This is a genomic window from Hydrogenophaga sp. (assembly GCF_035481345.1).
GTDB lineage: Bacteria > Pseudomonadota > Gammaproteobacteria > Burkholderiales > Burkholderiaceae_C > Hydrogenophaga.
Genome location: NZ_DATIGV010000045.1, coordinates 1 through 19967, shown reverse-complemented (window position 1 = coordinate 19967; position 19967 = coordinate 1). Strand labels below are relative to the sequence as shown.

General features: G+C 69.7%; 18 protein-coding genes. 8 read left to right on the top strand and 10 right to left on the bottom strand.

The window, feature by feature from the left end; genetic code table 11:
* The 3 genes from VLG41_RS04630 to VLG41_RS04620 form a co-directional block, all read right to left on the bottom strand.
* On the bottom strand, window positions 1-1640 hold a 1640-nt coding region (locus tag VLG41_RS04630), incomplete at its 3' end, for a PepSY-associated TM helix domain-containing protein (protein WP_325348228.1).
* A 10-nt stretch (window positions 1641-1650) separates the two neighbouring features.
* The gene (locus VLG41_RS04625) at window positions 1651-1950 is read right to left on the bottom strand and encodes an iron uptake protein (RefSeq protein WP_325348227.1); all 300 of its coding nucleotides are present in this window, start codon (window positions 1948-1950) and stop codon (window positions 1651-1653) included.
* Window positions 1951-1988: 38 nt separating this feature from the next.
* Window positions 1989-4181: a TonB-dependent siderophore receptor gene (locus VLG41_RS04620; protein ID WP_325348226.1), complete on the bottom strand. Its 2193-nt coding sequence runs from the start codon at window positions 4179-4181 to the stop codon at window positions 1989-1991.
* 282 nt (window positions 4182-4463) lie between these two features.
* Here VLG41_RS04620 and VLG41_RS04615 point away from each other — a divergent pair, with 282 nt between their 5' ends.
* Window positions 4464-4790, top strand: a complete 327-nt coding sequence (locus tag VLG41_RS04615; RefSeq protein WP_325348225.1) for a hypothetical protein — start codon at window positions 4464-4466, stop codon at window positions 4788-4790.
* A gap of 13 nt (window positions 4791-4803) precedes the next feature.
* On the opposite strand, the gene VLG41_RS04610 is transcribed toward VLG41_RS04615, so the two are convergent.
* Window positions 4804-5244 carry a PACE efflux transporter gene (locus VLG41_RS04610; RefSeq protein ID WP_325348224.1) on the bottom strand — a complete coding sequence of 147 codons (441 nt, stop codon included), beginning with the start codon at window positions 5242-5244 and terminating at the stop codon, window positions 4804-4806.
* A 121-nt stretch (window positions 5245-5365) separates the two neighbouring features.
* Here VLG41_RS04610 and VLG41_RS04605 point away from each other — a divergent pair, with 121 nt between their 5' ends.
* Both VLG41_RS04605 and VLG41_RS04600 read left to right on the top strand, forming a co-directional pair.
* Complete coding sequence (locus tag VLG41_RS04605; RefSeq protein WP_325348223.1) at window positions 5366-6271, top strand: LysR family transcriptional regulator; 906 nt, start codon at window positions 5366-5368, stop codon at window positions 6269-6271.
* A 66-nt stretch (window positions 6272-6337) separates the two neighbouring features.
* Window positions 6338-6541, top strand: a complete 204-nt coding sequence (locus VLG41_RS04600) for a putative motility protein (protein WP_325348222.1) — start codon at window positions 6338-6340, stop codon at window positions 6539-6541.
* 4 nt (window positions 6542-6545) lie between these two features.
* Here the strand turns inward: VLG41_RS04600 and VLG41_RS04595 are convergent, their stop codons facing one another.
* Window positions 6546-7538 (bottom strand): LysR substrate-binding domain-containing protein, encoded by a 993-nt coding sequence (locus VLG41_RS04595; protein ID WP_325348221.1) that lies wholly within the window; start codon window positions 7536-7538, stop codon window positions 6546-6548.
* Window positions 7539-7663: 125 nt separating this feature from the next.
* Here VLG41_RS04595 and VLG41_RS04590 point away from each other — a divergent pair, with 125 nt between their 5' ends.
* Genes VLG41_RS04590 through VLG41_RS04580 form a run of 3 tightly spaced genes read left to right on the top strand, consistent with a single transcriptional unit; the run spans window position 7664 to window position 9888 of the window.
* The gene (locus VLG41_RS04590; RefSeq protein WP_325348220.1) at window positions 7664-8641 is read left to right on the top strand and encodes a tripartite tricarboxylate transporter substrate-binding protein; all 978 of its coding nucleotides are present in this window, start codon (window positions 7664-7666) and stop codon (window positions 8639-8641) included.
* A gap of 3 nt (window positions 8642-8644) precedes the next feature.
* Window positions 8645-9202, top strand: a complete 558-nt coding sequence (locus VLG41_RS04585) for a DUF4863 family protein (protein ID WP_325348219.1) — start codon at window positions 8645-8647, stop codon at window positions 9200-9202.
* Entirely contained in the window at window positions 9199-9888 is a 690-nt protein-coding gene (locus VLG41_RS04580) for a nitroreductase (RefSeq protein ID WP_325348218.1), read from the top strand. The genes VLG41_RS04585 and VLG41_RS04580 overlap by 4 nt, the downstream gene beginning before the upstream one ends.
* A gap of 54 nt (window positions 9889-9942) precedes the next feature.
* Here VLG41_RS04580 and VLG41_RS04575 read toward each other — a convergent pair whose 3' ends face one another.
* From VLG41_RS04575 to VLG41_RS04560, 4 genes are all read right to left on the bottom strand, one after another.
* Window positions 9943-11361 (bottom strand): efflux transporter outer membrane subunit, encoded by a 1419-nt coding sequence (locus tag VLG41_RS04575; protein ID WP_325348217.1) that lies wholly within the window; start codon window positions 11359-11361, stop codon window positions 9943-9945.
* A gap of 11 nt (window positions 11362-11372) precedes the next feature.
* On the bottom strand, window positions 11373-14597 hold the full coding sequence (locus VLG41_RS04570) for an efflux RND transporter permease subunit (RefSeq protein WP_325348216.1): 3225 nt from the start codon (window positions 14595-14597) through the stop codon (window positions 11373-11375).
* 24 nt (window positions 14598-14621) lie between these two features.
* Window positions 14622-15860: an efflux RND transporter periplasmic adaptor subunit gene (locus VLG41_RS04565; protein ID WP_325348215.1), complete on the bottom strand. Its 1239-nt coding sequence runs from the start codon at window positions 15858-15860 to the stop codon at window positions 14622-14624.
* A gap of 92 nt (window positions 15861-15952) precedes the next feature.
* Entirely contained in the window at window positions 15953-16786 is an 834-nt protein-coding gene (locus VLG41_RS04560; RefSeq protein ID WP_325348214.1) for an alpha/beta hydrolase, read from the bottom strand.
* A 122-nt stretch (window positions 16787-16908) separates the two neighbouring features.
* Here VLG41_RS04560 and VLG41_RS04555 point away from each other — a divergent pair, with 122 nt between their 5' ends.
* Complete coding sequence (locus tag VLG41_RS04555; protein ID WP_325348213.1) at window positions 16909-17820, top strand: LysR family transcriptional regulator; 912 nt, start codon at window positions 16909-16911, stop codon at window positions 17818-17820.
* A gap of 152 nt (window positions 17821-17972) precedes the next feature.
* On the top strand, window positions 17973-19265 hold the full coding sequence (locus tag VLG41_RS04550; protein WP_325348212.1) for a Fic family protein: 1293 nt from the start codon (window positions 17973-17975) through the stop codon (window positions 19263-19265).
* Window positions 19266-19552: 287 nt separating this feature from the next.
* On the opposite strand, the gene VLG41_RS04545 is transcribed toward VLG41_RS04550, so the two are convergent.
* Window positions 19553-19967 (bottom strand): sugar phosphate isomerase/epimerase family protein (locus tag VLG41_RS04545; protein WP_325348211.1); only part of this gene is annotated, 415 nt, incomplete at its 5' end.

Genomic DNA, 19967 nt, shown 5'->3' with positions numbered 1-19967 from the left:
CGCTCGCGCCGCGCCAGGCCGCGAGCCACCCCGGCGGCCACGGCGGCCGTGCCCAGCAGCGCCAGGTCCACGCCTGCCACGGGCCAGTACTGGAACAGCGTCTTGCCCAGGTGGTCGCCCGTGGTGGCCCAGTTCAGCAGCACGGCCAGCGGGCACAGGGCGGCGATGGCCCAGCACTGCTCGCGCCAAGCCGGCGACAGGCGCGCCTGCGCCACCGGCGCGCTGCGCCAGAAAGCGTGCGCCGTGGCCAGCAGCCAGGTGAGCCAGAAGGCGAGGCGCTCCCACCAGCCCTTGTCGGCCAGTTCGGTGGGCAGCACGCGGTTGGCGATCAGGATGGCGGCGGTGGCGATCAGCGTGCCGGTGATGGTGCTGACGGCCAGGGCATCGACGATGCGGCTGCCCGCCACGCCCTGCTGCGCGTGCTGGCGCTTGCGCTTCTCGACGAAGAACAGGAAGCCCGTGGCGATGCAGATGCTGCCGAGCAGGCCGCCGAAGACGTAGAGCCAGCGCAGCAGCCAGTGCTCGAAGTGCTGCAGGTGCAGGCCCGTCAGGAACTCCTCGATGCCGTGCGCCACGGTGGGCGCCGGCTCCTCGCGCAGCACCTCGCCGGTGCTGCCCTTGAAGTGCACGGCCTGGCCCACCAGGGCCACGCGGTCGCTGCCGGCGCGGTAGATGCTCACGTAGCTGTTGGCGTCGCCCACGTGGTGCACCTGCAGGAAGCCCACCTGGCCGGGCATGCCGCGCGCGTCCCAGCGGCGCTGGGCCTCCTCCACCATCGCGTCCACCGAGGCCAGGGGCGCGGCCACGCCCGCGCGCTCGTGCGGCAGGCCGGTGGCGGCGGCCTCGGCCACCTCATGGGCCTGCGCCAGCGGGCGCAGCATGGTGTCGGACACCGGCAGGTAGTAGAAGGCCGCGAAGATGACCAGGCCCGTGAAAGCGAAGAAGAAGTGGAAGGGCAGGGCCACCACGCCCGTGAGGTTGTGCAGGTCCAGCAGGCTGCGGCGCGGGTTCTTGCGCGGGCGGAAGGTGAACAGCTCGGCGAACACCTTGCGGTGCATCACCAGGCCCGTGACCAGCATCGCCAGCATGGTCAGCGCGGCCAGCGCCACGATCCAGAAGCCGATGAGCTTCCAGTTCAGGTGCAGGCTGTAGTGCATGGGGTAGAAGAACTCGCTGCCGATCTTCTGCTGACCCTCGGGCAACTGCGCGCCGTTGCGCGGGTCGATGGTGGTGTCGCCGTGGATGTGGTTGTGGCCTTGCGGGTCCTTGGGCTGCGGCACGCGAAAGCCCACGCCCATCATCAGCACCGGGTCGCGGTGCGTGGTGTAGGCCCAGAACTCGTCGGCCGGCAGTTCCAGGCGCGGCGTCATCGGGCCCTGGGCCGTGTCGTGCAACAGCGGCATGTTGGCCGCGTAGTCCACCTCGTCGGGTTCGACGCGCTGAAGGATCGGCAGCAGCACCCGGTCGAACGAGGGCATGGGCTGCGGTTCGAAGCGCGATTCGGGGATGGCCCAGCGGTCGAACTCGCGGTCGAACACCGAGAGCGAGCCGAAGAAGAACACGACCACGAGCACGAAGCCCAGCACGAGGCCGAACCAGGTGTGCAGCCAGGTCATGGAGAGGCGGAAGTTCGACAGCATGGGTCGGCCCTCAGATCAGTTGTTGTTGCAGCAGCCAGGCCGCCCCGGTCATGCCCGCGCCGCCGCCGCCCAGCACGCCCCACACGCGCGCCAGGCTGCGCGCCGCGAAGGCCCAGATGAAGACGGCGAGGAACACCAGGAAGGCCAGCAGCATCAGCACGGTGTGGGCCTCGTGGTAGTCCACCCCGAGCGCCACCAGGCCGGTGATGCCCAGCGTGGTGACGCCCCAGGTGAAGGCGTAGCCGCCGAGCAGGCTGGCCGCGATGCGGCCGATCACGTGGGCCGTCGAGGGCGCGGTGGTGGCGTTCATGGTGGGGCTTTCGTTGGGGGCGTCGTGGGCGCTGTCGGTCACCAGCGGTAGTCGGCGGTGAGGATCACCTTGCGCCGGCTGCCGAACCAGCAGTCGCCGCGCGCCAGGCAGACGGCGATGTAGTCCTCGTCGGCCAGGTTGTTCACGTTGAGCGCGAAGCGCCAGGGGCCGGTCTCCCAGGCGGCCATGGCGTCGAACAGCGTCACCGAGGGCACGAAGACGTTGCCCGTGCCGTCACCGACGCGACCGACGTAGCGCGCGCCCGCGCCCAATGAAAGGCCTGGCACGCCGAGGTCACGGAAGTCGCGCACGGCCCAGAACGAGGCCATGTGCTTGGGGATGCCTTCGAGCTGCTGCGTGGGATCGAGCTCGCCGCCGAAGGCCGTGGCGCTGGCACGCGCGTTGGTGTAGGTGTAGCTGGCGAGGTACTGCCAGGCGCCCGCGCGGGCCTGGCCTTCCAGCTCCACGCCCTTCACGCGCGAGTTGCCGATCTGCTTGCTGAAGCCGAGGTTGTCGGGGTCGTCGCCCAGGCGGTTCTTTTCCTTGAGCGAGTACACGGCGGCGGTGGCCTGCATCGGCAGCGTCTGCGACTGCCACTTCACGCCCACCTCGACCTGCTCGCCGCGCTTGGGCTTGAAGACCTGGCCAAAGGCGTCGGTGCCGGCGGTCGGGTTGAAGGATTCCGAGTAGCTCGCGTACGGCGAGACGCCCGGTGCCACCTCGTAGACCACGCCCAGGTTGACGCTGGTGGCCGAGTCGCGCTCGGTCTCGCCACCGACCGCGGTGTTGCGCACCTTGTCGTGGCGCACGCCGGCGCGCACGCTCAGGCCGTTGTCGAACTTCATCTGGTCCTGCAGCAGCCAGCCCTGGCGGCGCACGCGCGTTTCGACCGGCGCCGCGTTGCCCAGCGAGGGGCGCGCGAACGTGCCGTAGACCGGGTTGTAGACGTTGAGCGGCGTGCCGTCGCCCGAGGCCGAGGTCCGGCTGGTGTCCATGGTCGTCGCGTCCATGCCGAACACCACTTTGTGCGTCACGCCGCCCAGTTGCCAGTCGCGCTTGAGCAGCACCTCGCCGGTGGTCAGGCGCAGGCCATCGTCGTAGATGTACCAGGGGCGGTTCATGTACTGGCCGTTGGCATCGGCGCCGCCCGCGGCATTGCGAAAGCCGTCCCACCAGGCCACGTACATCGACTCCATCAACCCGTCCACGCGGTCATGACGCAGTTGATGGCTCAGGCGCCACTGGTCACCCAGGCCGACGTCGATGGCGTAGCCCACGCGCTTGCGGGTGCCGCCGTAGGTGTCCCAGTCGGGCTCGCCGGCGAACAGGTCGCGCGGGATCGGGCCGTTGGGCGTGGGGTACAGCGTGCCGGCCAGCGGCAGGAAGGCGTTGGTGTTCTGGCTGAAGTCCTTCTGGTACTCGGCGTAGACGGTGAAGCTGTCCTGCGCATTGGGCTTGAAGGTGAGCGAGGGCGCCACGAAGGTCCGGTCGTCCTGCGCGAAGCGGATCTGCGTCTTGCTGTCCTTCTCCACCGCGACGAGGCGGTAGAGCAGGGTGCCCTCGGCGTTGAGCGGGCCGGTGAGGTCCGCGTGCACCTCGCGCAGGGAGTCGTTGCCGACGCGGATGCCGACCTCGCGCCGGGGCGCGTCCAGCGGGCGCTTGGGCACCAGGTTCACCACGCCGCCCGGGTCGTTCTGGCCCGCGATGATGGACGAGGGACCGCGCAGCACCTCGATGCGCTCGAAGTTGTAGGGCTCGGTGCGCACCACGCCGTAGTAGCCGGTGAGCGGCTCGCGCAGGCCGTTGTAGAGCAGCGTGGATTCTTCGCTGCCGCGCAGCGAGAACCAGTCGCCGCGGTTGTCGATGCCGTAGAGCTCGTTGCGCACGCCGGCCGCGTAGCGCAGCGCTTCCTGCAGGTTGGGCGAGCCCTGGTCGCGGATCTGGTCGGCGGTGATCACGGTCACCGACTGCGGCGTCTCCTGCAGCGGCGTGTCGGTCTTGGTGGCGGTGGCGCTGCGCGTGGCGGCGTAGCCGCGCACCGGGCCGGTGGCGCTTTCCTGTTCCTTGGGCGCCGTCACGTTGACGGTGCCCAGGGTGGGCGCGGTCTCGGGCGTGGATTGCGCGCGGGCCGGCGCGGTGGCCGACAGGACGAGGGTGGTGACGGCGGTGGCCAGCAGCGTGCGCTGTGCGCCGCGGGCGGCCAGGGACGGACGGGTTCGGGTGTTGGGCATGGTTTCAGGGCGCTGCTTGCGCCCTGCACCACGCTGGCGTCAACAGCCACTCCGTTGGGGGTGTCGAATCGGAATGGCTGGCTGGCGGGCACGCGGCCCGGTGGCTGGCTATGGACTTGCCTTCGCAGGCAAGCGCCGGATTGTATGAGAATTATTCGTATTCATAAGAATCGCTTACACGCGATTGCATCCGTTCGGACGGCTTGCATCGGTCATACAGATGGGCGACTGTGAGGGCCTTCCCGGGGGTGCCGATGAACGGTCCGATGCTCTAATTTCTTCATGTTGAAGAAAGCGTGGTTCCGTTTCGGCCTCAGTCGCGCCCTGGGTGAGCTGGGCATTCCGTCGAACACGGTGCCCTCGCCCCTGCGCCACGCGGTGATCGATCTGGGCCTGAGCGAGGGCTTCAACCCGCGCGAGGCGGCGCTCATCATCTATTTCCGTACCCCCGCCATGCGCCTGCTGGAGGCGCAGCGGGCGCAGACCACCATTGCGGCCTGGCAGACCAGCCAGTTGGTGCGCCAGGGCTATTTCGGCCGCGCGGTGCGCCAGGACTTCCCGCTGCCCGAGGGCTCGGGCGTGCGCGAAAGCCTGTTCCAGGATTCCTGAGCGCCGTCCCGCGTCAATTGCCCAGGGCGGGCTGCGGCGCGGCCGAGGCCGGCAGGCCGAACACGCGGTCGAAGCCCAGGTTGAACACGTAGGTGTAGACGAGGAAGAACACGATCAGGCCCAGGTCCAGCACGAAGGCCTGCCACAGCGACACGCCCAGCCACCAGGCGAACAGCGGCACCAGCATCACCACCAGGCCGGCCTCGAAACCCAGGGCATGGGCCACGCGGCGCGCCACGCCGCGGCCCTTGACCGCCTGGCGGGCCTCCCAGCGCTCGAACAGGGTGTTGTAGACGAGGTTCCAGACCACCGCGATGGCCGAGGCGCCGACGGCGGCCACGCTGGCGTGGCCCAGGCCGCTGTCGGACAGCAGGGCCAGGCCGGCGCTGGACGCGGCGATGGCGATCAGCTCGTAGAGCGTGACGTAGACGATTTTTCGTTGAATGCCTTGCATGGCGCTGCCCCTTGAACGCGGCCCCCGCGGCGGACGGGCGGGGGCGATGGCGGCACTTTATGCGGTGTTTTTTGATGAAAAAAGTCAGATACTTTCAGATAATCTGACAAATAGAGGCGCCATGGCCTTCAACAGCGACAACCTGCGCACCTTCCTGGCGGTGCTCGACACGGGCTCCTTCTCGGCCGCCGCGCGCCAGCTCGGGCGCGTGCCCTCGGCGGTGAGCATGGCCATCGCCCAACTGGAGGCCGAGCTGGACCTGGTGCTGTTCGACCGCAGCGCCCGCGAGCCCCGGCCCACCGACGTGGCGCGCGCCCTGGAGCCGCAGGCGCGGCAGATCGCCGGCCAGTTGCGCCGCCTGGGCGCGCACGCCCAGGCCCTGCATCAGGGGCTGGAACGCCAGCTCACCATCGCCATCGCGCCCGAATTGCTGTCCGCGCCCTGGAGCCGGCCGCTGGCCGTGCTGGCCGAGGAATTCCCGGCGCTGCTGGTGGAGGTGCTGTCGGCGCCGCAAGCCGATGCGCTGCGCATGCTGCACGCGGGCGAGGCGCAACTGGCCCTGGTGTTCGAGCGCCCGGGCAGCGACGAGCGCGAAGGCTTCCAGGAACTGGGCACCGAGCTGTTCGTGGCGGTGATCGCGGCCGACCACCCCGAGGCGCTCGCGCGCCAGGGCGCGCTGCAGCTCAACGACCTGATCGGGATCCGCCAGATCGCCGTGGCCAGCCGCGACCCGAGCGGGCGCGACCCGCGCATGCTGCTGTCGCGCCACCTCTGGCGCACCGACAGCCACCTGGCCACGCTGAGCCTGGTGCAGGCCGGCCTGGGTTGGGCCTATTTGCCGCGCCGGCTGATCGAGCCGCTGGTGGCCTCGGGCGAGCTCACCGAGATCCGCTTCGGCAACATCAGCAACCAGTTGCGGCTGTGGGTGGACGTGGTGTGGAACGCGGAGCGGCCGCTGGGACTGGGGGCGCAGCGGTTCATCGCGCTGATGCAACTGGCCACGCGCGAGGGCGCGGAGCTGGGCTGAGCGCGCTCAAGTACGGCGGGCGCCGTCCGATACGAAGGGCAAGCGATTCAGCAAGCAGGAGCCCCCGTGGACGTTTCCCCCGCCGCCATGGTCCAGGCCGTCGTGGCCAACCAGCAGGCCGACGTGGCCCAGAAGGTGCAGCTCGCCATGCTGCGCAAGTCCATGGACATGGAAGGCAGCGCCGCGCTGGCGCTGCTGCAGGGGGTCACCGGCGCGCTGCCGCTGGCCGATTCGGGCAGCGTGGGCACGCAGGTGAACGTGCTGGTGTAGGTCGTCAGGCCTTGGCCACGCGCCGCTCGCCGAGCGCGCCCGCCACCTCGGCCACCGTCTCGCGCAGCCAGGTGTGCCCGGCGTCGTGGTCGTGGCGGCTGTGCCAGACGGCGCGCGTGGTGGCCAGGCTGGCCGGGTAGGGCAAGGGGCGCATCACCAGGCCCGCGTCGCCGCGCGTGAGGGCGCGCGCCAGCGAGGCCGGCACGATGGACAGCATGTCGCTGTCGCGCAGCAGCGCCGGGATGGCAAGCGAATGCGGCACGGTTACCCGCACGCGCGGCTGCACGCCCTGCGCGTCCAGCGCCTCGCGCAGCGCGCCACGGTCGAACATCTCCGACTGGCGCGCCAGTCCGCGCTCCAGGATGAAACCGTCCACCGCGCCTTCCTCCTGCCCGCCCACCGAGATCGTGACCAGCGGATGACGCGAGAAAGCCGCCAGCGTGAGCTTGCCGCGCGCCGCCGGGTGGTCCTTGCGCATCAGGACCGCCTCACCCTGCGACATCAGCGTGCGGGTGCTCATGCGCGGCGGCACCTGCGAGAAGATGCCGATCGCCAGGTCGATGCGCCCCAGGTCGATCTGTTCGGCCAGGTCCAGCCGCGTGGATGGGCGGATGACCAGGTCCACCCCCGGCGCGGCGCGCTGCAGCTTGCGCGCCAGCGGCGCCACCAGCACGGCGGTGACGTGGTCGTTGGCCGCGATGACGAACTGGCGCTGCGAGCTTCGCGGCGAGAACGGTCCCACGTCCAGCGTGGCCTCGATGCGGCGCAGCGCGTCGCGCAGCGCGGGCGCCATGCGCAGCGCGCCACCGGTGGGTTGCATGCCGCGCCCAGTGCGAACGAACAGCTCGTCGCCCACCACCTCGCGCAGCCGCGCCAATGCATGGCTCACGGCCGACTGGCTCAGGTGCAGGCGCCGGCCCGCGAGCACCAGGTTGCGCTCCTCGAAGACCGCGTCGAAGACCTTCAGCAGATTGAGGTCCACCTTGCCGATGCTCATGGCCACCCACTCCGATATGAATGCTGTGCAACGAACCATTGCACAAAGAGCAGTTCCCTGCAATCCACGATCGTCGCAGCATTCGGGTCAACGGACATCCGTCGCCGTTGAAAGCCGAGGACCCCATGAACACACTCTCCCGCCGCTCCTTTGCGCAACTGTTGGCGGCCCTGCCGGCCGCTGGCGCGCCCTGGCCCTTGCTGGCCAATGCCCCGGGCAAGTTGCTCGTGGGCTATCCCGCCGGCGGCACGCTGGACACCACGGCGCGCCACCTCGCTGACGCCTGGCGGCGCGATGGCCGCACCTACATCGTGGACAACCGCGCCGGCGCGGCCGGGCGCATCGCCAACGGCCAGCTCAAGCGCGAAGCCGCCGACGGCAACACCTTGCTGTGCACGCACACCTCCGCGCTCACCATCTACCCGCACGTCTACACGAAGCTTCAGTACGACGCCGATGCCGACTTCGTGCCCGTGTCCTCGGTGGTCACGGCGGGCTGCGCCTTCGCGGTCAGCGGCAACGTGCCCGCCAGCGTGAAGACCTTGCCCGAATACGTGGCCTGGGTGCGCCAGACGCCCAACGCCGCCCTCTATGCCTCGCCCGCCGCGGGTTCGGTGGCGCACTTCCTGGGCTACCAGCTGTCGGAAGCGGGTGGCCTGAAGCTGGAGCACATCGCCTACCGCGGCTCGGCCCCTGCCATGCAGGACCTGCTGGGCGGGCAGATCCCCGCGTACTTCGGTTTCGTGGCGGACTTCCTTCCTTATCTGCAACAGGGCAAGGTCCGCATCCTGGGCGTGACGAGCGAGCAGCGCTCACGCTTCCTGCCCAACGTGCCGACCTTCGGTGAGCAAGGTTTCGGCCAGATCCGCGGTGCGGAAACCTACGGCGTCTTTGCGCCACCCGGCACGCCGGCGGACACCGTCAACGCACTGCACGCCGCCATCGACAAGGCCAGCCGCGACGCCGCGCTGCGCGCCGGCTACGAGAAGGTGGGCCTGGAGGTGCGAACGCGCGCGCCGAAGGATTTCGCGGCCATGATCCGCCAGGAACGCGAGACCTGGGCGCCGGTGGTGCGCGCCTCGGGCTTTCGCATGGAGGAGTGAGCCATGTCCGCAGACACCGTCATTCGCGAACGCGATGAACTCATCGAACGCTGCCTGCCCTTTCTGTCCGAAGTGAAGGACATGACGGCGGGCACCGAGGTCGAGCGCTGGCTCAATGAGCAGCGTGGCCCGGGCAGTGAGCTCTACGACAACCTGGCGCGCCTGATCAAGCGGGGCGTGCAAGACGGCTGGGCCGCCAACGTCGAGATCGACGGACCCATCTACCGCCGCAGCCGCCTGCTGGAGCCCTCCGAGCGCACGCATCACTTCAGCATCACTGCCGTGTACATGGACAGCCGCGGCAACACGCAGGGCAACCCCGAGGGCAGCTACCGCGGCCAATACCACGCGCATCCCTACGGCGAGTTCAACATGGTGATCCCCGTGACACCGGGGGCCGCGCTCGCGGGCCCCAACGGCTGGTGTGAGGCCGGCTGGACCGCGCCGCCGCCCGGCAGCCACCACTACCCCGAGGCCAAAGGCGGCGCCGTGATCGCGCTGTTCTTCCTGCCGGCCGGGCGCATCGCTTACCACCCCCCGCCGGCCGAGGGCGCGCGATGAGCACGTCGACGTTCGACACCGCCGCCTGCCTGGACGGGCTGCTGCGTTCGCGCGGCTCGGTGCGCGCCTTCCGCGACGAAGCCGTGCCACGCGAGACGGTGCTGGAGATCCTGCGTGTGGCCGCTCGCGCGCCGAGCAACTCCAACACCCAGCCCTGGCAGGTGTACGCGCTCGCGGGCGAAGCGATCCACCGTCTGGAGGCCGCGATCACCGCGGTGTTCGACAGCGGCCAACTGCCGCCGCCGCACCACTTCCCGGTGCCTTTGCCAGACGAATACGGCGCGCGCCAGGCCGACTTCGCCGTGCGCTACTACGAGGCCCTGGGCATCGACCGCACGGACGCCGCCGCGCGCGCCCGCCAGACGCGGCGCAACTTCGGCTTCTTCGGCGCGCCGGTGGGCCTCATCCTCAGCATCGACGCCTGCCTGAAGCCGCACAGCTGGCTGGACCTGGGCCTGTACCTGCAGAGCGTGATGCTGGCCGCGCGCTCGCGCGGACTGGACACCTGCCCGCAGGTGAGCTTCGCGCCGTACCACGCGGTCATCGCGCCGGTGCTGGGCATGCCGCAGGGGCAGGTGACGGTGTGCGGCGTGTCGCTGGGCTACCGCGACGAGCGCGCGGCGGTGAATGGGTTCGAGATACCGCGACGGGACGTGAACGAGTTTGTGCGCACGATGGGTTTTTGAGGAAAGCCCCATTTCGTGGCGTCAAGGCCCCCATGTGGGGCCTAGCACCGTCGCTCAGCCGCGCCGCGGCTCGTCCGCCTCCCAGCCCCCGCCCAGCGCCCGGATCAGCCGCACCGTCGCCTGCTGCCGCGCCGCCTCCACCCGCTGCGCCTGCCGCCGGTTGAGCAGCTCATTGCGGCGCGCGTCCAGCAGCTCGAGCTGGCTCACCAGGCCGTTGCGGTAGCGGGTTTCCGAGATCGCGCTGGCGCGCTGCGCGGCGTTGACCGCGCGGCCTTGCGCCTGCGATTGCTCGCGCAGCAGGTGCAGGGCCGAGAGCTGGTCTTCCACTTCGCGCAAGGCGTTGAGCACCTGGCCGCGGTACTGCGCCGCCACCGCGTCGAACTCGGCCTGCGCGTTCTGCACGCCGGCCTCGCGCCGGCCGCCGTCGAACAGCGGCAGCGAGAGCAGCGCCCCCACACCCCAGGAGCGCGCGGACCACTGGAAGAGGTCGCCCAGTTCGGGCGAAGCGAAGCCCGCCGCGCCGGTGAGCGAGATCCGCGGGAACCAGGCGGCCTGGGCCACGCCCACGCGGGCCTGAGCGGCCAGCAGCGAGGACTGGGCCGCGGCCACGTCCGGCCGGCGCGCGAGCACGGTGGCCGGCACACCGGCCGGGATCACCGGCAGCGCGCGCGCCGTGGTGGTGGCCGCCAGCGCGAAGCCTGAGGCGGGTTCGCCCAGCAGCACGGCGAGCGCGTGCTCCAGCTCGGCGCGCGTGCGGTCCAGCGCGATGACCTCGGCCTCGGTGGCGGCCTGCTCGGTCTGGATGCGGATGACGTCCAGCTCGGCCACGTCGCCGGCTTCGAAGCGGCGCTGCGTCAGGCGCAGGGTGTCGGCGTAGGCGGTGGCGGTGTCCTGCATCAGCGCGCGTTCGGTGTCGGTGGCGCGCAGGGCCAGGTAGGTCTGCGCCACCTCGGCCTGCACCAGCAGGCGCGTGCTTTGCAGCAGGGCCTCGCGCGCTTGCGCGTCGAGCGAGGCGGCGTCCTGCGCGCGGGAGAGGCGACCGAACAGGTCCACTTCGTACGAGAGGTTCAGGCCGGCCTGCAGCAGCGTGGCCGGCGTGGGGCCGTTCGCGGTGTCGGCGCCCGCGCCGCGGTTGGCCGAGGCACCCGCGCCGATCTGGGGCGCGCGGTCGGCCTGCGCGCCGCGCAGCAGCGCGCGCGCCTGGGCCAGGCGCGCGGCGGCCTGCTGGATGTCGGTGTTGCCGGCGCCCGCGCGCTCGATCAGTTCGTCGAGCACCGGGTCGTTGAAGGCCTTCCACCAGGTGCCGCGGCTCTGGGCCTCGGCGGGCTGGGCGATGGTCCATTGCGTGTTCCCGCGCTGTTCCTTGAACTGCGGCGGCGTGTCCACGCCCGGGGGCAAGGTCGGCAAGGCGGTGGCGCAGCCCGCCAGCACCAGGGCGGCGGCCAGGGGCAGCAAGCGGTTGAATGCTTTCATGGTGGGTTCCTTCAATGCGTCAGCGGGGCCGCGGGCAGGGGGCGCACGTCGGCGCCGCCGCTGGCAAAGCCCTCGAAGTGCGGGGTTTCGCCGTGCTGGCGCAGCGGGCGGTTGCCCGTCAGTTGCCGCAGCAGCACGTAGAACACCGGCGTGAGGAAGAGGCCGAAGGCGGTCACGCCGATCATTCCCGCGAACACCGCCACGCCCATGGCCGAGCGCATCTCGGCGCCCGCGCCGGTGGCCAGCACCAGGGGCAGCACGCCCATGACGAAGGCCAGCGAGGTCATCAGGATGGGGCGCAGGCGCAGGCGGCTGGCTTCGATGGCGGCCTGGATCGGCGTGCGGCCCGCGAACTCCAGCTCGCGTGCGAACTCCACGATCAGGATCGCGTTCTTCGCCGACAGCCCCACCAGCACGATCAGCCCGATCTGCGTGAACACGTTGTTGTCACCGCCGTCGAGCCACACCCCCGTCATGGCCGCGAGCAGGCCCATGGGCACGATGAGGATGATGGACAGCGGCAGCGTGAGGCTCTCGTACTGAGCGGCCAGCACCAGGAACACCAGCAGGATGGCCAGCGGGAAGACCCACAGCGCGGAGTTGCCCGCGAGGATTTCCTGGTAGGTGAGCTCGGTCCACTCGAAGCCGATGCCCGCGGGCAGGGTCTCGGCGGCGATGCGCTCGATCGCGGCCTGCGCCTGGCCGGAGGAGAAGCCCGGCGCGGGCCCGCCGTTGATGTCGGCGGCGAGGTAGCCGTTGTAGCGCATGGCACGCTCGGGGCCGAAGGTGGAATCGACCTTGAGCAGAGCGGACAGCGGGATCATCTCGCCGCTGGTGGAGCGCACCTTGAGCAGGCCGATGTCCTCGGCGCGGGCGCGGTAGGGCGCATCGGCCTGTGCCCGCACGCTGTAGGTGCGGCCGAACTGGTTGAAGTCGTTCACGTACAGGCTGCCGAGGTAGATCTGCATGGTGTCGAAGATCTCCGTCACGGGCACGCCGAGCTGGCGCGCCTTGGTGCGGTCGATGTCGGCGTAGAGCTGCGGCACGTTGACCTGCCAGCTCGTGAACATGCCGGCCAGCTCGGGCGTCTGGTAGGCCTTGGCCATGAAGGCCTTCACCGCCGCGTCCATGGCCTCGTAGCCCAGCGAGGCCTTGTCCTCCAACTGCAGCTTGAAGCCGCCCGTGGTGCCCAGGCCCGCCACCGGCGGCGGCGGGAACATCACCACGAAGGCGTCCTGGATCGCGCCATAGGCCTGGTTGAGCTGGCCCGCCACGGCGGCGCCGCTCTGGTCGGCGTTCTTGCGCTCGGCGAAGGGCTTGAGCGTGGCGAACACGATGCCCGCGTTGGAGCTGTTGGTGAAGCCGTTGATGGACAGGCCCGGGAAGGCGATGGCGTCTTCCACGTTGGGGTTCTGTTTGGTGATCTCGCCCATGCGCTGGATCACCTCGTCGGTGCGGTCCAGCGTGGCACCGTCGGGCAACTGCGCGAAGCCGATGAGGTACTGCTTGTCCTGCGCGGGCACGAAGCCGCTGGGCACGGCCTTGAACAGGCCGACCGTGAGGGCCGCGAGCGCGAGGTAGAGGGCCATCATCAGCGCCTTGCGGCCGACCACGCGGCGCACACCGCCGCTGTAGGCCTCGGACCCGCGGTGGAAGACGCGGTTGAAGGCGCGGAAGAAGCCGCCGAACACGCGGTCCATGCCGCGCGTGAGCGCGTCCTTCGGTTCGTGATGGCCCTTGAGCAGCAGGGCCGCGAGCGCGGGCGAGAGCGTGAGCGAGTTGATCGCCGAGATCACCGTGCTGATGGCGATGGTCACCGCGAACTGCTTGTAGAACTGGCCGGTGAGGCCGCTGATGAAGGCCAGCGGAACGAACACGGCCACCAGCACCAGGGCAATGGCGATGATGGGGCCCGAGACCTCGCGCATGGCGCGGTAGGTGGCCTCGCGCGGTGTCAGGCCCGCTTCGATGTTGCGCTCGACGTTCTCCACCACCACGATGGCGTCATCCACCACGATGCCGATGGCCAGCACCAGGCCGAACAGCGACAGCGCGTTGATGGAGAAGCCCAGCAGGTGCAGCACCGCGAAGGTGCCCACCACCGACACCGGCACCGCCAGCAGCGGGATGATGGAGGCGCGCCAGGTCTGCAGGAACAGGATCACCACCAGCACCACGAGCGCGATGGCTTCCAGCAGCGTGGTGATCACCGAGTCGATGGAGGCGCGCACGAACTGCGTGGGGTCGTAGGCGATGCGGTACTCCACGCCCTCGGGCATGTGCTGCTGCAGCTCGGCCATGGTGGCGCGCACCTGGGCCGAGATCTCCAGCGCGTTGGAGCCCGGGGCCTGGAACACGCCCATGCCCACGGCGGGCTGGTTGTTCAGCAGCGAGCGCAGCGAGTAGTCGGCCGCGCCCATCTCCAGGCGGGCCACGTCGCGCAGGCGCGTCACGGCGCCGTCGGTGCCGCTCTTGATGATGATGTCGCCGAACTCTTCCTCGGTCTGCAGGCGGCCCTGGGCGTTGACGGAAAGCTGCAGGTCCACGCCGGGCAGGCCGGGCGAGGCGCCCACCACGCCGGCGGCGGCCTGCACGTTCTGGCCGCGGATGGCGGCCACCACGTCACCGGCGGAGAGGCCGCGCTGCGCGACCTTCTGCGGGTCCAGCCAGACGCGCATGGCGTAGTCGCCGCCGCCGAAGATCTGCACCTGGCCCACGCCTTCGATGCGCGCGAGGCGGTCCTTCACGTTCAGCACCGCGTAGTTGCGCAGGTAGTTGATGTCGTAGCGGTCGTTGGGCGACACCAGGTGCACGACCATGGTGATGTCGGGCGAGCTCTTGACCGTGGTCACGCCCAGGCGGCGCACCTCCTCGGGCAGGCGCGGCTCGGCCTGCGAGACGCGGTTCTGCACGAGCTGCTGCGCCTTGTCCGGGTCGGTGCCGAGCTTGAAGGTGACGGTGAGCGTCATCACGCCGTCGGTGGTGGCCTGGCTGCCCATGTAGAGCATGCCTTCTACGCCGTTGATGGATTCCTCCAGCGGCGTGGCGACGGTCTCGGCGATGACCTTGGGGTTGGCGCCCGGGTACTGGGCGCGCACCACCACGGAGGGCGGCACCACCTCGGGGTACTCGGAGATGGGCAGGCCGCGCAGGGCGACCAGGCCGGCGATCAGGATCAGCAGCGAGAGCACGCCCGCGAAGATCGGCCGGTCGATGAAGAACTTGGAGAGGTTCATGTTGTTCTCTTCACTCGAACGCGCTCAGGGCTTGTTGGCCGCGAGCGTCTGCGCATCGCCGCTGGCGCGCGCCGTTTTCATTTCAACCGGCTGCGGCTGCACCACGGCGCCGGGGCGCACGCGTTGCAGGCCGTTGACGACGATGCGCTCGCCGGGCTTGAGGCCATCGGTCACGCGGCGCAGGCCATCGACCGGCGCGCCGAGCTTCACCTCGCGGTACTCGGCCTTGTTGTCCTCGCCCACCACCATCACGAACTTCTTGTCCTGGTCGGTGCCGATGGCGCGTTCGCTGACCAGCAACTGGCGGTCGCTGCGCGGCTGGGCCATGCGGATGCGCGCGAACTGGCCGGGCATGAGGGCGCCGTCCTTGTTGTCGAAGACGGCGCGCACGCGCACCGTGCCGCTGCGCGCGTCGACCTGGTTGTCGATGAGCTGCAGTCGGCCGGTGAAGGGCGTGTCCTCGCTGCCGGCCGTGCCCATCTGGACGGCGATGCGCTCGATGGCCTGGCGCGCGCTGGCGCCGCCCTGGTTCAGGCCCTGCAGCGCGCGCGCCACGGTCTGCTCATCGGCGTCGAAGCTGGCGTAGATGGGGTTCACCGACACCAGCGTGGTGAGCACCGGCGCGCCGGGGCCGGCCGCGACGAGGTTGCCCACCGTCACGTCGACCTTGCCGATGCGCCCGGCCACCGGCGCGCGCACCTGGGTGTAGCCCAGGCTCAGGCGCGCGGTCTGCACCTGCGCCTGCGCGGCCAGCAGGTTGGCCTCGGCCTCGCGCAGGGCGTTCTGGCGGTCGTCGAGTTCGCGCTGGGCGATGGCCTTGTCTTCCCACAGGCGCTGCGAGCGCGCGAACTCGCCCTTGGCATGGCTCAGGCGGGCCTGCGCCGCGCTGGCCTGGGCCTCGGCGCGCGCCACCTCGGCCGCGTAGGGCGCGGGGTCGATGGTGACGAGCAGGTCGCCCTTGTTCACGAGCGCGCCTTCGCGGAAGTGCGTGGCCAGCACGGCACCGGCCACGCGTGAGCGGATGTCCACGCGCTCCACCGCTTCCAGGCGGCCGGAGAACTCGTCCCAGGTGGTGGCGTCGCTTTCGGCGACGGTGGCCACCGACACCGGCATGGGCGGCGGCGCGGCGTCGGCCGGTGCGCTGGCCTGCGCCGTCATCGCCTGCTGGGCGATCACGAACACGGCGGCCGAGAGGGCGGCCAGGGCGGCGGTGGGCAGCCAGATGCGGCCGAGGGCGGAGGGCTTGACGGTCGAACGGGGCATGGTGTGATCCTTTTTGAGGGCGAGCGGGACCGCCCCCGGCGTGTGGCCGGGGTTGGCGTTTCAGGGAAGGGGAAAGGGGGGCGGGTCGTCCGTCAGGACGGTGGGGGCGCGGCGGCCAGATTGGCCTGGAAGAAGGCGCGCAGGTGTTCCCGCGCCTCGTTGGCGCAGGGGCATTCACCGGTCAGCGGTTCGGCCAGCGAGTCGGGCCAGCCCGTGCCGGCCCCCAGCACGCGGGACTGCACCGCGATGCCGGCACCGCGCAGGCGCTCGGCATACGCCAGGGCCTCGTCGCGCATGGGGTCGTCGGCGCCGGTGAGCACCAGCGCGGGCGGCAGGCCCGCCAGGCGCTGGGCCAGGCCGGGCACGGCATAGGGGTGCTCGGCGTCCATGGGGCCGCGCAGGTACTGCTTCCAGCCGTCGGCGTACTTGCATTCCACGCAGTCGCCCAGGCTCTCGCGCAGCGAGGCCGTGGCATTGCACGGGTCCAGCATGGGCGCGACGAGGATCTGCCCCGCCAGCGGCGGGTGCGCGCGGTCGCGCGCCATCAGTGCCATGGCGGCCGCGAGGTTGCCGCCGGCTTCCTCACCGGCCACGTACAGCGGCGCGTCCTTGCCGGCCAGGCGCGAGCGCTGCGTGTACAGCCACTCCAGTGTGGCGTAGCCGGCCTCCAGCGCCTCGGGGAAACGGTGCTCGGGCGCCAGCGGATACGCCAGCGAGGCCACCACCGCGCCCGAGCCGCTCAGCAGCTCGGCCAGGCAGGCGCCGCTGTCCAGGTCGCCCGAGACGAAGGCGCCGCCGTGGAAGTGCAGCACCAGCGGCAGCGCGCCGCCGCGCGGTTTGCGGCCCAGCACGCGCAGGGTCAGCGCGGCTTGGCCCGGCACCGACAGGGTCTGCACCGGCAGGGGGGAGGTGGCGGTTGATGGCATGCGAGTGACTATAGGCACATCACGTGTGCGGAAAAAGCGGGGCGGCAGCGCCAGTCTGTTTCCAGCGCGTGAACAATCGCAGCGCAACAATCGCCGCACAAGACATAAAAGGAGTCGAGGGAATGGACCAGTTGCAATCGATACGCGTCTTCGCGCGCGTGGTGGAGGCGGGCACCTTCACCAAGGCGGCCGAATCGCTGGACCTGCCCAAGGGCACGGTGACCAAGCTGGTGCAGCACCTGGAGTCGCGCCTGAAGGTCAAGCTGCTCAACCGCACGACGCGGCGCGTGACGGTGACGCCCGACGGCGCCGCCTATTACGAGCGCACCGCGCGCCTGCTCAACGACCTGGACGACGTCGAGGCCAGCATGACCAATGCCCAGGCCAAGCCCAGCGGGCGGCTGCGCGTGGACGTGGGCACCTCGGTGGCGCAGTACATCATCATTCCCGCCCTGGCGGATTTCTACCGCCGCTACCCCGACATCCAGCTCGACCTGGGCGTGACCGACCGCCCGGTGGACCTGATCACCGACAACGTGGACTGCGTGATCCGTGGCGGCGAGCTGCAGGAGCAGTCGCTGGTGGCGCGGCGCATCGCCAACCTGCCGCTGGTGACGGTGGCCTCGCCGGCCTACCTGAAGGCGCACGGCACGCCCACGCACCCCGAGCAACTGGAGACCGATCACACCATGATCAATTACTTCTCCACGCGCACCGGGCGCATGTACCCGAACGAATTCCACAAGGACGGGCAGAAGCTGGAGATCTCGGGCCGCTACAAGCTGTCGGTGAACGAGAGCAACGCCATGACGGCCGCCCTGCTGGCCGGCCTGGGCGTGGCGCAGACGGGCAGCTTCGTGGCCGTGCCGCTGATCGAGCGCGGTGAGCTGGTGCAGGTGCTGGCCGAGTGGGCCTGCGAGACGATCCCGGTCTACGTGGTGTACCCGCCCAACCGGCACCTGAGCGCCAAGGTGCGGGCCTTTGTGGAGTGGGCGGCGGAGCTGTTTGCCAAGCAGCCGCACATGGGGCGGTGAGGGGCGGGCGGCGCGGCTGACAGCCCGCTGTGCAGCTGAGAGAAATCTCGCACTGAAACTTGCAATAATGGGAGCTTGTTGGTATAAAATTCTTATACATCAATGAGTTGCGACGATGTGTTTTTTGATTTCAATCTCGCAAAATCCCATCAATGATTTCGCAGGTCATCCCTCAGTACGACTCGCCGCACCAGTTCGAGCCACTGCTGCCTTCCGCGAAGGCCATGGCCCCGCTACTCGAACGCGCCGCGGACCTGACCAGTGCCTGCGCCTCCCTGGGCGTGGCTGTGGGTCAAGGCCCCTGGGTCGAACTGCGCGGGCTGCTGCGCCGGATGAACTCGTTCTATACGAACCTCATCGAGGGCGAGCACACGAGGCCTTCCGACATCGACCGAGCGCTGTTGCTGGATTTTTCGAACGACAAGGAGATCGCCCGCAAGCAACGGCTGGCGCTGGCGCACATCGGTGTCGAAGAGGCGTTCGAAGCCCAACTCGATGAGCGTGAGCGCGAGGCCGGCCAGCAGGATGCCTGGCTCTATCAGGCCGACACCCTCTGCGGCATTCATGGTGCGCTGTTCAAGGATTTGCCTGCCGAGGACCTGCGTCTCAAGGACGATTCCCTGATGGAACCTGGCCGGCTTCGGACGCGCCAGGTGTCTGTCGGTCGGCACGAGGGGCCTTTGCATTCGGCCGTGCCCGCCTTCTTGGCGCGTTGGTCAGCGGTGTACGCCAGTGCCCGGCGTGGCGAATCCACCCTCGTTGCGATCGCGGCTGCGCATCACCGCCTGGCCTGGATCCACCCCTTCCTGGATGGGAACGGCCGGGTAAGCCGCTTGCACACGCACCTGTGCCTGTACGCCACCGGCCTGACCAAGGGCTTGTGGTCACCCTTGCGTGGTTTTGCCCGATCACAGGACCGGTACCGCGCCCTGCTGGCCGCGGCCGACGAACACCGCCATGGCGACCTTGATGGGCGCGGCAATCTCTCTCAGGCGGCGCTCGTCGACTGGATGGCGTACGTGCTCGATACCTGCGTTGACCAGGCCCGTTTCATGGCCGAGCAGCTCGATGTGCGCCACATGAAGGACCGGTTGGCCGCCTGCTTGCACTACGAGGACGCCGTGGTGGGCAGTGGCGTCAAGCCGCAGGCGCTGCTGCCGCTGCATCACTTGTTCGCGACCAACGAGCCACTCGCCCGCGCCGATTTCAAGGCCATGAGCACCCTGGGCGATCGGCAGGCGACGCAGCTGATTTCAGACATGCTCAGAGAGGGTTTCCTGAAGACCGCGTCCCCCTATGGGCCCCTGAGCTTCGGAATTCCCAACCGGGCGCTGCGCTTCTACTTTCCTGCGCTGTGGCCGGAAGCGGAACAGGATGAAGCGGCGATGGCGGGGGCGGATGCTCGCTCGCCAATGAAGTCGAACCGGCGCACAAAGCGGCGGTAGGCTGCACTCTCGCCGAGACGGCGCTAGATTCCAATGGCGCGAATGCGTTCAGCGACCTGATATCGCTCGTAGGTCCATCCGAACTGTGAGGCATGAGCGACTGGCACCACCAGTGCAGGCTTACCCGTCGTGCGAAGCAAAGCGGAGCATGCTGCAAATACCACTTCGTTGCTTTGCCTTGGCCAGGAACTCGGCGTGGTTGTGGCGAACGGGTCGCTGCTTGGGTTTCGATGCCATGCGGCACGTTAGCAGAGTTGCTAAAACGCCAGAAGGCGACTCTCAAGGCCTCACACCACGCTGCGGTGCCTGTCGATGCAGGTCTTCAGCACCTCGTCGTGCTCCCGCTGCCACCAGTTGCCGGTGGAGAAGATCTCCACCTCGCTGAAGCCGGCGAAGCCCTGGGCTTCCACCCAGCCGCGGATGCGCGGGATGTCGATCACGCCGTCGCCCATCATCCCGCGGTCGTTGAGCAGGTCGGTGGTGGGCGTGAGCCAGTCGCACACGTGAAAGGCCAGCAAGCGCTCGCGGCCCGCGCGTTGGATCTGCGCCTGCAGCTTCGGGTCCCACCACACGTGGTACACGTCCACCGCCACGCCCAGCGCGCCGCTTGTCGACGGGTCCAGCGCGTCGCACACGTCCAGCGCCTGTTCCATCGTGTTGATGCAGGCGCGGTCGGCCGCGTACATGGGGTGCAGCGGCTCG

What these genes read in the sequence shown, in the direction of transcription:
- VLG41_RS04625 (WP_325348227.1), bottom strand. Translation starts at nt 1,950, where the DNA reads ATGAACGCCACCACCGCGCCCTCGACGGCCCACGTGATCGGCCGCATC.
- VLG41_RS04620 (WP_325348226.1), bottom strand. Translation starts at nt 4,181, where the DNA reads ATGCCCAACACCCGAACCCGTCCGTCCCTGGCCGCCCGCGGCGCACAG.
- VLG41_RS04615 (WP_325348225.1), top strand. Translation starts at nt 4,464, where the DNA reads ATGTTGAAGAAAGCGTGGTTCCGTTTCGGCCTCAGTCGCGCCCTGGGT.
- VLG41_RS04610 (WP_325348224.1), bottom strand. Translation starts at nt 5,244, where the DNA reads ATGCAAGGCATTCAACGAAAAATCGTCTACGTCACGCTCTACGAGCTG.
- VLG41_RS04605 (WP_325348223.1), top strand. Translation starts at nt 5,366, where the DNA reads ATGGCCTTCAACAGCGACAACCTGCGCACCTTCCTGGCGGTGCTCGAC.
- VLG41_RS04595 (WP_325348221.1), bottom strand. Translation starts at nt 7,538, where the DNA reads ATGAGCATCGGCAAGGTGGACCTCAATCTGCTGAAGGTCTTCGACGCG.
- VLG41_RS04590 (WP_325348220.1), top strand. Translation starts at nt 7,664, where the DNA reads ATGAACACACTCTCCCGCCGCTCCTTTGCGCAACTGTTGGCGGCCCTG.
- VLG41_RS04585 (WP_325348219.1), top strand. Translation starts at nt 8,645, where the DNA reads ATGTCCGCAGACACCGTCATTCGCGAACGCGATGAACTCATCGAACGC.
- VLG41_RS04580 (WP_325348218.1), top strand. Translation starts at nt 9,199, where the DNA reads ATGAGCACGTCGACGTTCGACACCGCCGCCTGCCTGGACGGGCTGCTG.
- VLG41_RS04575 (WP_325348217.1), bottom strand. Translation starts at nt 11,361, where the DNA reads ATGAAAGCATTCAACCGCTTGCTGCCCCTGGCCGCCGCCCTGGTGCTG.
- VLG41_RS04570 (WP_325348216.1), bottom strand. Translation starts at nt 14,597, where the DNA reads ATGAACCTCTCCAAGTTCTTCATCGACCGGCCGATCTTCGCGGGCGTG.
- VLG41_RS04565 (WP_325348215.1), bottom strand. Translation starts at nt 15,860, where the DNA reads ATGCCCCGTTCGACCGTCAAGCCCTCCGCCCTCGGCCGCATCTGGCTG.
- VLG41_RS04560 (WP_325348214.1), bottom strand. Translation starts at nt 16,786, where the DNA reads ATGCCATCAACCGCCACCTCCCCCCTGCCGGTGCAGACCCTGTCGGTG.
- VLG41_RS04555 (WP_325348213.1), top strand. Translation starts at nt 16,909, where the DNA reads ATGGACCAGTTGCAATCGATACGCGTCTTCGCGCGCGTGGTGGAGGCG.
- VLG41_RS04550 (WP_325348212.1), top strand. Translation starts at nt 17,973, where the DNA reads ATGATTTCGCAGGTCATCCCTCAGTACGACTCGCCGCACCAGTTCGAG.